The organism is Okeania sp. (assembly GCF_035285525.1).
Taxonomy (GTDB): domain Bacteria; phylum Cyanobacteriota; class Cyanobacteriia; order Cyanobacteriales; family Microcoleaceae; genus Trichodesmium.
Genome location: NZ_JAYKGW010000094.1, coordinates 1 through 12021 on the forward strand (window position 1 = coordinate 1; position 12021 = coordinate 12021).

At 33.5% G+C, this 12021-nt stretch carries 11 protein-coding genes and 1 other RNA gene; 7 read left to right on the forward strand and 5 right to left on the reverse strand.

All coding sequences use genetic code 11. From position 1 onward, the window contains the following. Positions 1–386 (reverse strand): hypothetical protein (locus tag VKJ25_RS08965; protein WP_324236285.1); only part of this gene is annotated, 386 nt, incomplete at its 3' end. Between the two features lie 121 nt (positions 387–507). On the opposite strand from VKJ25_RS08965, the gene rnpB reads away from it, so the two are divergent. The 6 genes from rnpB (at position 508) to VKJ25_RS08995 (ending at position 6871) form a co-directional block, all read left to right on the forward strand. Next, positions 508–899: RNase P RNA component class A (rnpB, locus tag VKJ25_RS08970), an RNA gene on the forward strand. A gap of 175 nt (positions 900–1074) precedes the next feature. Next, a complete protein-coding gene (locus VKJ25_RS08975) occupies positions 1075–1974 on the forward strand; it encodes a phytanoyl-CoA dioxygenase family protein (RefSeq protein ID WP_324236286.1) in 900 nt (299 codons plus the stop codon). A gap of 243 nt (positions 1975–2217) precedes the next feature. Beyond that, entirely contained in the window at positions 2218–3048 is an 831-nt protein-coding gene (locus VKJ25_RS08980) for a thiazole synthase (RefSeq protein WP_324236287.1), read from the forward strand. An 83-nt stretch (positions 3049–3131) separates the two neighbouring features. Continuing rightward, a complete protein-coding gene (psb34, locus tag VKJ25_RS08985) occupies positions 3132–3305 on the forward strand; it encodes a photosystem II assembly protein Psb34 (protein WP_324236288.1) in 174 nt (57 codons plus the stop codon). Positions 3306–3711: 406 nt separating this feature from the next. Then, the gene (locus VKJ25_RS08990; protein ID WP_324236289.1) at positions 3712–5856 is read left to right on the forward strand and encodes a tetratricopeptide repeat protein; all 2145 of its coding nucleotides are present in this window, start codon (positions 3712–3714) and stop codon (positions 5854–5856) included. A gap of 301 nt (positions 5857–6157) precedes the next feature. Further along, the gene (locus tag VKJ25_RS08995) at positions 6158–6871 is read left to right on the forward strand and encodes a response regulator transcription factor (protein ID WP_324236290.1); all 714 of its coding nucleotides are present in this window, start codon (positions 6158–6160) and stop codon (positions 6869–6871) included. 204 nt (positions 6872–7075) lie between these two features. Here the strand turns inward: VKJ25_RS08995 and VKJ25_RS09000 are convergent, their stop codons facing one another. Beyond that, a complete protein-coding gene (locus tag VKJ25_RS09000; protein ID WP_324236291.1) occupies positions 7076–7735 on the reverse strand; it encodes a SanA/YdcF family protein in 660 nt (219 codons plus the stop codon). Positions 7736–8262: 527 nt separating this feature from the next. Beyond that, positions 8263–9420 carry a quinone-dependent dihydroorotate dehydrogenase gene (locus VKJ25_RS09005; protein ID WP_324236292.1) on the reverse strand — a complete coding sequence of 386 codons (1158 nt, stop codon included), beginning with the start codon at positions 9418–9420 and terminating at the stop codon, positions 8263–8265. A gap of 760 nt (positions 9421–10180) precedes the next feature. Between VKJ25_RS09005 and VKJ25_RS09010 the strand changes: the two genes are divergently transcribed. Then, the gene (locus VKJ25_RS09010) at positions 10181–10378 is read left to right on the forward strand and encodes a hypothetical protein (protein WP_324236293.1); all 198 of its coding nucleotides are present in this window, start codon (positions 10181–10183) and stop codon (positions 10376–10378) included. Positions 10379–10608: 230 nt separating this feature from the next. Here the strand turns inward: VKJ25_RS09010 and VKJ25_RS09015 are convergent, their stop codons facing one another. Together VKJ25_RS09015 and folB are read right to left on the reverse strand one after the other, a co-directional pair. Beyond that, positions 10609–11214, reverse strand: a complete 606-nt coding sequence (locus VKJ25_RS09015; RefSeq protein WP_324236294.1) for a class I SAM-dependent methyltransferase — start codon at positions 11212–11214, stop codon at positions 10609–10611. Positions 11215–11422: 208 nt separating this feature from the next. Continuing rightward, complete coding sequence (folB, locus tag VKJ25_RS09020; RefSeq protein ID WP_324236295.1) at positions 11423–11779, reverse strand: dihydroneopterin aldolase; 357 nt, start codon at positions 11777–11779, stop codon at positions 11423–11425. Positions 11780–12021: the final 242 nt, after the last annotated feature.

Below are 12021 nucleotides of genomic sequence, written 5' to 3' on the forward strand. Positions count from 1 at the left end.
TCTCTTGCAGAGACAGGGGAGTCTTTCTCCCCCCTTCTCTTGCAGAGAGAGGGGAGTCTTTCTCCCTCTTCCCTTGCAGAGAGAGGGGAGTCCTTCTCCCCCTTCTCTTTCAGTCTTTCTCCCCCTTCTCTTGCAGAGAGAGGGGAGTCCTTCTCCCCCTTCCCTTTCAGTCTTTCTCCCCCCTTCTCTTGCAGAGAGAGGGGAGTCTTTCTCCCCCTTCCCTTGCAGAGAGAGGGGAGTCTTTCTCCCTCTTGTCTTGCAGAGAGAGGGGAGTCTTTCTCCCCCTTCCCTTGCAGGGAAGGGGGTTGGGGGGTTAGGTTTTCACTCCCCACAACCGGCCTGTAGGGTGTGTTTTCCTCACTTGAGAACATGAAACTGCGCGACATGAAAAGGAGTAACGCACCAATACTCCTTATGTAGTGCCTTTGCGTAAGTCCTGATTCTGATTCTTCCCTACTCCCTACTCCCTACTCCCTATTTTTTGATAGAATAAATATCCAATAGGGAAAAAGTAGGTGAGGCGGTTGCGGATTCAATATTTGAGTCTGAGGAAAGTCCGGGCTCCCGAAAAACCAAGCTTGCTGGATAACGCCCAGTGCGAGTGATCGTGAGGATAGTGCCACAGAAAAATACCGCCCTGTTTTTCAGGGTAAGGGTGCAAAGGTGCGGTAAGAGCGCACCAGCAGTGTCGTGAGGCACTGGCTAGGTAAACCCCGGCGGGGAGCAAGGTCGGAGGAACAATGGTTGGTTTTTTTCCAGTTCCGTTGCACTATAGATTTGTCTATGGTGTTAGGTGTACCGCAAGAGGTGCCTGGTGACAGGCATCCCAGATAGATAACTGCCCTCTTAACTGGTTTCAGGTAAGAGAACAGAACCCGGCTTACTTCCTGCTTTTTCCTTATTTTTTGAAGATTAGGGAGTAGGGAGTAGGGAGTAGTTAAGAATATAGCTTTATAAATTAGGGAGTAGGGAGTAGTTAAGAATATAGCTTTATAAGTAGGGTGAGCTGAATAAATATCAAAGTTTTTATTTGTAAAGGTTTCAGCCTTTTTGTAGCCTTCTTTTTTTTTAAATATGATAATTATAAAGGATAATAATAAAAAAATATCTGAATATTTAGCTGGTAAAATACCATCAACAGAACAATTAAATACATGGATGGAATCTTTTCATACTAATGGTTTTTTAGTTATTCCTAATGTATTAACTCCTGAAAAATGTGAATCTTTAAAAAATGACTTAGACAAAGTTTTAGATAAAACTGAAGAGGCAAAAGATGAAAGTTATAATCCACTAAAGAAAGCTTACTCATCAGTCAGAATAATGGAACGAATGTTTGAACATTCCCAAGATAATCTAGACTTGTTTACCATGGAACCAATTGTTACATTTGCAGAACATTTAATTGGTGAAGCCAATGGAAAAGGTTACTCAAGAAATGATGGAATGCCTAATGCTAATGTTGTTCATGTTATCCATAATAATTCTTTTAAAATTCCTCCTCAAACTGATGGATTAGCAAACAATAGATGGCATCAAGATGATACACCACATATTCTTTCTCTTGATGGTAAACCTCTAACTAATATTCGGTTGAATGTTCTAGCATTTAGTGTTAATTATTATTTAACAGATGTACTATCTCCAGATAATGGACCAACCCAAGTTATTCCGGGTTCACATCTATTTGGCAAGTTTTGTGACGGTAATGTTTTAGGATATGAAGATAAAATTCATAGTTGTCTGGGAGGAATGGGTACTGCGGTTTGTTTTAACAATCAAGTTTGGCATAGAGGTTCTAGAAATTCATCTTCTGTCCCCCGCTACATTACACAAGTTACTTATGGCAAAAGATTAGTTGGACACAAGTATGCACCTTTTATGAATTATCAAATGCCAAGTCATTGTTATGAAGAAGCAGATGAAAGATTGAAGCGACTTTTGGGATTTTTACCTCATGGAGCTTATGGTTAATGATAAATAATTCTTGAAATTATTCCTATTATTATTGTGGATAAAATTATAATTTACTCTACTTTGTATATCAAATTCTCTTGCTTAGGAGAGTAAGGTTCTAGTATTAGAATTAACGAAAATTTATAGTTTGTAAAGGGTTTGGAGACTAAACCCCTACTCTCTTTAATTCTACTGATACTACTGGATTTGATATAACTTCCTAAAAATTCAAAACTTGATATCTAAAATCTTATTTAAACAATGCAAATAGCAGAAAAATTAACTACAGAATCTCTAGAACAACCTCTAATTATTGCTGGTAAAAAATTTTCCTCCCGTCTAATGACAGGTACAGGCAAATATCCCACTATTGAAACGATGCAGCAAAGTATAGAGGCTAGTGGATGTGAAATTGTGACTGTAGCAGTACGACGGGTACAAACTCAAGCTCCTGGTCATGAAGGGTTGGCAGAAGCTATAGACTGGAAAAAAATTTGGATGTTGCCTAATACTGCTGGCTGTCAAACGGCTGAGGATGCAGTTCGGGTAGCTAGGTTGGGTAGAGAAATGGCCAGATTGTTGGGTCAAGAGGATAATAATTTTGTCAAATTAGAGGTTATTCCTGACCCTAAATATTTACTGCCAGACCCCATTGGCACTCTACAAGCGGCAGAACAATTAATTAAGGAAGATTTTGTGGTACTACCTTATATTAATGCTGACCCACTTCTGGCCAAAAGATTGGAAGAAGTTGGTTGTGCTACAGTTATGCCTTTGGGGTCGCCCATAGGTTCAGGTCAGGGTATCCAGAATAGAGCTAATATTTCGATAATTATTGACAATTCTACTGTTCCTGTGGTAGTGGATGCAGGGATAGGAACTCCTAGCGAAGCAACTCAAGCAATGGAAATGGGAGCTGATGCTTTACTTATTAATTCGGCGATCGCTCTAGCCAAAAGTCCACCTATTATGGCTAAAGCTATGGGCATGGCCACGGAAGCAGGACGTTTAGCTTATCTAGCTGGCAGAATACCAAAAAAAGAGTATGCAAGTGCTTCTTCTCCTATGACTGGTAGGATTAACAGCATTTAGCTGTGGTGATCGTTTCCTATATTGCCCAATTTCTGTTAATCTAGTAATGATTAAAAAATAATAAAGAAAAAGGGTCTTTAATTATGCCATATACTACAGAAGAAGGCGGACGTTTAAATAATTTTGCTGAAGAGCCAAAGGTTTATCAAGCTGAGGCTCCAGATAAGAAACAACAAGTTACCTATATTATATTAGGAGCTTTAGGATTTTTATTAGTAGTTGGTTTAGTGTTTGTGGCTTTTTCTGTTTCTGCTTAAATTTTTAGTAGAGATTATTGAGAAACTGAACTAGGTTCCTGAAGTTTTAGGGGTCTAGTTTTTTACTCAGAGAAACCCGGTTTCTTTAAGAAACCGGGTTTCTGAGTTCATAAATTATCGGGTTTCTGTTCCCTGTTCCCTCCATACCTATTCCCTATTATTTCAAGGATTTGATATAATTAGGTCAATATTCAGCCGTCAGCGCTGTAGGGGGTTTGGATACCAAACCCCCTACTCCCAGGCTAAAACCCAAATTTTCCGGTCTTATTTAATTTGCCTTCCTTATTAATATTGGGTTTCGTTCTTTAACCCAACCTACGTCTACTACGTCTACCAAAAAGTTAGGATTTTAGGGAGACTGATAACTAATAACTGATAACTGATAACTTATCCCTTTAATAGAAAAGTGATAGACATTTCTGCCCCAACAATTTCTAGATTGAATCGGCAAATCTATCAACGCTTAAAACAAGCTTTATCTTTAAATTTACGCCGTCAAGTTTTTATAGCTGTATGTGATAATCAACATATCAGAGATACTATAGTTGAAAATTTACAACTAGACTTAACAAATAGGATAGATTACGCAGAACAGCAAGAAAATAATCATAAAGACATATTATTTGTTACACTCAATTTAAACTTAAATAATCCTCATCCGTTAACTCAAATTAATCAATGGTTTGCCGAAAATTATCAATTTCAACAAACAGAAAAATATCAAATTTTAGGGTTTCAAATTATTGGCGTAGAAAACCTAACTAAACAACCTTCAGGTGTTCAATGGTCATTTATTAGCAACCTCAAAAAAATAGCCACAAGTATATCCAAATTAGAATCCAGTATATTACTTTGGATAACTAAACCTTGGCTAAATACTATCAAACAATCAGCCCCAGAATTTTGGAATTGGCATACAGGTATATTTGAGTTTGAAGGAGACCCTACCCCCATAACTCCTACACAAAAAAAATCATCATTACCAAATCAAAAAAAGCCTTTATCTTTTTCCCCATCAATAACTAGCTTACCTGTTATTAATATAGTCAGACCATTAATGGCAGTCGAACAAAAGTCTGACACTTTTGAATTAAAAAATTCTCAACTTTATCTTCTTCCTCCAGCGCCACAAAAATTACCAGAATTAACTGCTAACTATAGCCAAAATCAAGAAAATATTCCACAGCAAAAATTAGAATTAGGGGAACTAGCAAATTTAGCATGGGCAGAAATTTCTAGAAAGTCCGGAAAAGAAAAAAATTCCTTGGAAAAACAACAAGTGAGAATTATTAGAGAAATTCAGGAGTTGAATAAATCTCAATATTCATCTCACGGATTAGCTTTAGGTTATAAAACTTTAGGAGATTTTTATCGTGACCAAGTTTTAACAGGAGAAGTTTCGGAGCCAAGTCTAATTATTGCCATTCATGCTTATGAGATGGTCATGGAGTGGATATCTCCAGATATAGAAGATACCAGCCAATTTTCTTCATATCAAATTCCTATTCTTGACATTTTTAACGATCTTGCCACCCTATATTGGATGTTGTCTCGTCAAGTTAAATCTAGTAGTAAGTCTGATTCTTTGATTTATTTGAAGCGAAGTATTATTCTCTATCAAATGGCTATCAATGAAGTTACCAAATCTCAAAAAGATACTTACGCCAGATTACAAAAAAATTTAGGTTTAGCTTATGCAGACTTAGCTATTTATCAGGAGGCAAAGCCGAATTGGGAAAAGTCGATTGCTGCTTATCAGGAAGCTATATTTTATCTGGATAAAGTAGCTAATGCTCAAGATTATGCTTCTACTTTAAATAATTTAGGGGCAGCTTATTGGAATTTGGCTCAACATACTCAAGGTGTTGAGCATTTACAAGGAGCAATTTTTGCTTATCAGGAAGCTATTGATTATTTTACCCCAGAAATTGAACCTCTAAACTATGCCATGATTCAAAATAACTTAGGGATAGCTTATTGGTATTTAGCTCAATTTCAAACAGAAGAATCAGAAAGTTTACTTCTCAAATCTATTGATGCTTATTTAGTTTCCCTGGAGTATCGGACTTCAGAAAATTTTCCTCTTGCTTATGCTGCCACAAAAAATAGTTTAGGTACAGCTTATTGGCATTTAGCTAACCAATTTGAAGAATATCAAATGCGGAGCAAGCTTTTTAAGAAAGCGATCGCTGCTTATTTGGAAGCAGTGAGTGTTGCGGAAAAGTTTTCTCCTTCTCAGCTTACTTTTGACTTATTGGCCACTCACAACAATATTGGGCTTGCTTATTATCAAGTAGCTATAGAGATAGATACCACACTAGACGGACGTAGTCAAGTTAGTAATTTAGAAGCAGCTTTAGAGCATCATTTACTAGCTCATAATGATAGACCCCAAACTAACATTAATGAAGTGCAAATTGAGGAAGCTAGTGTTAATTATATTTTGAGAATTATTCGTACCTTTTACAGTAAGTTTGGCATCAAAGGACAAAATATAGCTCTCTCTAAAATTCCCAGTGATTTATTGCCTAAAATTTTAGTGATGTTGTAGTCAAAAAATATCCCATAAAAACCATTTTATTTAGGCAAATACCACATCTATAAATTGTGACATTTTTCTGCAAATAGGACTGAATAAAATTTAATTTTAGTAGATGACTTAGGACTTATATTGGGAACTTAGAAACGAAATTTTTCTTTGAATTTATATAGTAAAGAGCTATATTTGATCAGAATCAGAGTATTTATAAAATTATGCAAAAAAAAATTTTATGATAGAATTAAATTAAGTACATCCTGAAAAACTAAAAATTTAGTTGTATGATAATTACACTATACTTAATATTTTTGTTATGTCTTCTGCCAAAATCTTAGCTATTGATGACGATCCAGCAATCCGAACTTTAATTCAGCGGTATTTAAGTCAACAAAACTATCAAGTAGAGTCTGCTGGAGACGGTAAAACTGCTCTAGAATTATTTAGTAAATTTGCCCCAGATTTAGTCGTTTTAGATGTAAATTTACCTGATACTACTGGTTTTAAACTTTGTCAAGAAATGCAAAAGAATACAAATGTCTTTGTTTTAATGTTGACAAGTCTTGCAGATGAAGAAAGCAAATTACAAGGTTTTGAAGGGGGTGCAGATGATTATATGACAAAACCTTTTGGTTTGATAGAATTAAGCGCTCGTGTCAGAGCTATTTTAAAGCGCCGAAAATTAGTTTTAACTCCAGAACCAAAAAACTTAAAAATTGGAGATTTAGTAATTTTTCCTCTTGGTAGAGAGGTTAAAGTTAAGGAAGAATCAATTGCTTTAACAGCATTAGAATTTGACTTACTAAACTGTTTAGCTACTGAACCTGGTCGTGTTTGGAAACGTTCAGAATTAATCCAAGAAGTTTGGAATTTTGAGTATGTTGGAGATGAACGGGTTGTGGATGTTCATATTAGTCAAATACGGAAAAAAATAGAGAAGAAAAGTGATAATTTACCTAGAATTATAACTGTTAGGGGTATTGGTTATAAGTTAGATCTTTTATCTTCTAATCAACAGAGTAAGGAGTAAGTTAAAACCCATTTAAAATGGGTTTTAGCAAGTCAAAAATCAAAATTCAGAAGGGTGGCATTATTAACTAGACATAGAACAAATATGTGGTTTAAATGCTTAAGATTTAGGGGAAAATACAGCGCTTTCCATTGTTATGAGGTAAAGTCGCGGGCAAGATGCCCGCACTAAAAAGCTTTACTAGCCGTCATTATCAATTATCCATTAACTAATCCCTTCAAAAGGTCCTAAAAAAGTAGGTTTAGGACGAGTAATATGAACTTCTAAAAATGCTTTTAAAACTGCCAAAAATTCACGGGTAGAATAACGTCTCATAGAATCATTTCTAAATTTTCCCCAGTCTATTGTACCTAAGCCTACAGCATCTACTCCTAATTGACGACAGGTATAAACTGCGCGAGGTAAATGATAGTTTTGAGTCACTAAAACTGCTTGATTAATACCAAATATTTCTTTAGCTCGATAACAACTTTCATAGGTACTAAAACCTGCATAATCTAGAGTAATATTTTCAATAGGTACACCACGACTAATAGCATATTCTTGCATTGCTTTTACCTCATTATAATCATAGGCGCTATTATCACCAGTCATCAAAATTTTTTTCACACTACCAATGTTGTATAAATTAACTGCTCCTTGTACTCGGTCAGCTAACATTGGGGTGGGAGTACCATCTTGCCAAATTCCAGCTCCAAAAACTATGGCAATAGGTTTAGCTGGAATTTCTTCTGGATTTTTGTACCGATATCTACTTGTAGCTACTCTAATATAAAAGTTTAAAGCTACAGGAATTAATAGTATTGTTAATAGAAAAAGCGACAAAATTAAGCGTTGTTTAAGTAAAAAAAATTTCAGAAACATAGGTTATTTCAGTTATCAGTTATCAGTTAGTTGATTAGATGTTTAAGTTAATTATACATTGGGATTTTATTGATTTAGCTTTTCCTAATTAAATCAGTCATTTTAGTTATAATTACTTCTGGCTACAACTAGATACTGGAAATACAGAAGTTTATTTTTCTTGTTGGATTGAATATAGGGTTTAGCTGCACGACATTATAAGCTAATAGACATTTTCAATGGCTATTAGCTTATTAAAGCATATAATTTGTGGCAGTAAATTATACCAATCTGAAAAAATAATGCTACAAAAAAGTTGGTCTCAATCAGATATTCTTAAAAATATCTATTTTAATTCATTTTAGATAATTTTATTTACCATTTGTATCTGCTCAATAAATGGATGTGAACTACTAATTTAGGAATAACTTGACGCCATTTGAGGCTTGCCATTTACCGATTTACTCCAGATTATTTAGTGGTTACTATAATTTTTCTATTTTTTTTCCTATTATTCCTTCTTCTTCCTTCTTTCTTTTTCCTTCTTTCTAAACCGAATTATGATGTGCTAAACCAACAGCTTCAGAAATAGAATTTAATCCCTGTTCATCTAACTTTTTTAATAATCCTTGAAGAATGTGTTTCACCATTCCCGGTCCTTGATATACCCAACCTGTATAAACTTGAATTAGACTTGCACCCGCAGTAATTTTATCCCACGCATCCTCTACAGTAAAAATTCCACCTACACCAATAATTGGTAATTTTCCTTCTGTTTTTTGCCAGATAAATTTAATTATTTCTGTCGATCTTTTGGTTAATGGTGCGCCACTTATTCCACCTAGTTCTTCAGTTACTTTTTTACCGGTTCTGGAGATAATTTTAGTTTTTAATCCCTCACGATTAATAGTTGTATTAGTGGCAATTATTCCAGATATTTTATATTCTTTAATTATCTCTAAAATTGAGGCGATCGCTTCATCTTCTAAATCTGGTGCAATCTTAACTAAAATTGGCTTATTGCTTTGATTTTCTTGTTGCAATACTGACAAAATTTTACTTAAGCTTTCAGCATTTTGTAGAGAACGTAATCCTGGAGTATTAGGAGAAGAAACATTAACTACAAAATAATCTCCTAAACTTTTTAACAATCGAAAACTATCTAAATAATCTGTTGGTGCTGCCTCTAAATCAGTTATTTTAGATTTACCAATATTCACACCATAAGGAAACAAAGAAGGAGGAATCAAAGAATTAGTTTTTCTCTGATTTTGTAATCTTTCAGCTAAAGCAGCAGCACCTTGATTATTAAATCCCATTCGATTTAAAACAGCCGAATCTTTAGGTAAACGAAACAATCTTGGTTGGGGATTTCCTGGTTGTTTATGGAAAGTGACTGTACCTAGTTCAGCAAATCCAAAACCTAATCGAGGCCAAGCATTAATAGCTAGACCATCTTTATCATATCCTGCTGCTAAACCAACAGGATTTTTAAAATTTAATCCCCATAAATTTTGCTCTAAACGAGTATCTTCAAAACATAAAAATTTCTCTATTATTGTCTGAGGTATACTTATTGATTGGGAGTTGGAATAAGTATCCATAAAATTGAGAATATTTAGGACTTGATGATGTGCCCATTCTGGATCTGCTTTTAATCCAGAAAATATAATTGGCAGTAAGATAGAACGATAAATATTTAACATTTTTTTTTAAGTTAGGGAGTAGGGAGTAGTTAGGAGTTAAGGTTTAGGGTATTTGTAAAAGAGGTGGTTGGAAAAGTAGTCAGAGTAATTTTTCTGTAATAGTCAGCTAAAAAATGCTCAATTTTTGATTTTTCGGGAACCGTAGTTTAAGAACCTCAAAGTTCACACTTTTTTATAGCTAAAAAAACTGAAAGCTTTATCTATAAATACTTTTAGATTTAATCAGCAAGCGCTAATTATTAATTATTTAACCATACTTTTAATTCTGTAAAATATCTAAATTGCTCTTTCCCCCTTTAGACGTAATTAAGCTGATAGATGATAGCTAACTTTTGTTTGCGAAGTATTCCGCAGGAAATGCTTACAGAAAAAGGTAACAAGCTAACTTTAATAGTTTATTTAAAAAGCTGAGTGCTAAATACTAAATACTAAATACTAAATGCTTAAATCTTCTGCTAAAAGTTTCAGAAATTTTATAGTAACTATTTATCTTAAGTTTATTTTTAAATCAGTTGAATTTAAGGTATCTAGATCGGTATTAAAATATCAATTTTTTTGATTTCACAGTTTTCAGGTAAGTTAGATCGTGTTTGTAATATACCATCTCCTAGTGCAATAAAGTACATCTTTTTTTATTTTTAAAATTTTCTCTGTTTCCAGTTCCCTATTTTCTATTTATTAATAATTAAAATAACTTCTGAAAAAATTAGCTAAAATCGTCCTTGGTACTAGCTTACTTACTAGCTTAGATTTTGGTACTATGGTAGTAGAAAGAGGTGGTTTAGATAATCTTAAATTCCGCTATTCTCATTTAATAAAATATCTCAATAATCAAAATAGAGAACTTCAGGATATTCAAGCGCCAAATCTTAATCATCAAAAATATAGTGACATTAATTTAGCTGAACTTTTCAATTACATATCGCCAAAAGATGGTATGCTTTCTATTGATAATTGAAAATTTAATACTGCTAAAATTACATCTTTATTCTGCTAATTTTTCATGTTTTTTACCTAAAATCTGATACTTTTGACCTACCTAAAATTGCTGAAAAATTTATCTTTCAATAGTGTAAAATTTATTCAGAAAACCCTAATTATGAGAGAAAAACTAAGGGGAAATTATGAATGACAACTTTTTCTATAACTCCTCTAAATCTTAAATCTTAACTACTCCCTACTCCCTAATTATTTAGTAAATATTGTGAGTAATACTGCTCCTAATAAATAATAATTAGCTTGTAAATTTAATCCAGCTTCTTTGCCAAATTTTGCACGAGCTGTCGGACTATATAGATTTAAACCTCCTGGAGTAATACCTAAATATTGAAATTCATCTTGCCATTGAAAATAAGAATCAACTAAATAAAAATATCCACCAGGGCGCAACACTCTACTAACTTCATTAAATACTTTTTGAGGATGAGGATAATGTAAAAAACTAATCGTATTAAAAACAGCATCAAATTCTGCTTCAGCAAAAGGCATTTCTTCAGAATTTCCTGATACAAACCTTAAACGTTGTGGATAATAATTCCGACTATTAGCTTGACTAATCATTTCTGGAGATAAGTCTAAACCAGTACCTTGAATAGTAGGAAAATTAACAGCAAGACGATTCAGAAGTTTACCTGTACCACAACCTAAATCTAGTACATTTGCAGAAGTTGATAAATTTACATATTCCAACAATCTTTGATGTATAGCTTGATAAATTACTGATGGAAATAACCAATCGTAACTTGGTGCCCAACGGTCAAAAAATGTTTGTTTAATAGAAGTATTATTTGTCATCTTATTTCAGATTTCAGTTATTAGTTATAGAATTATTACTTACGGAGGTCAACCCAGAAACTATGTTTCTACCATAACTACGAGAAACTGACTTTCTTTGGGGAGGTAATAATTAATTCAGGACTTACACAACATAAGAAAATATACACTATTACAAATAGCTTGTTTTCTAAAGGTTTGCGTAAGCCCCGTAATTATTAATTATTAATTATTTTTCTCTAGTAATTTCAATAGTAACTTTGCCACTAAAATCAGGAATAGGAGCAGATAATTTAGTTAAACTAACCTTGACATTTTGCACTAATGGCTGTTCTAAAATAGCTTTAGCAATTACATCTGCTACTTTTTCTAATAAAGCAACCTTAGAATTTTTCACTAATTCTTGGACAGTTTTAACTATACTGCCATAATCTACAGTATCTTCTAAGGCATCACTTCTACTAGCAGCAGTTAAATCTAACCCTAAAGTTAAATCTACTTCAAACCATTGACCTAATACTTTTTCTTCTGGAAAAAATCCGATGTATCCATAGCAACGAATCCCAGTAATTAAAATTGAGTCCATAATAACTAATAAAAAAAGAGTTCCATCACTTTTTTATTTTAATTGCAGTAGTAACATATTTTTTTGATACTATAAATATTTGCTTTGAAAATTTTGACTATTGACTAATAACCTAAAAATTTTGAGGAAACTATAACGTTATAGTTATTTGCCTTGAAAATTTTGACTATTGACTACTAAGCTGAAAATTTTGAGGAAACTATAACGTTATAGTTATTTGCCTTGAAAATTTTGACTATTGA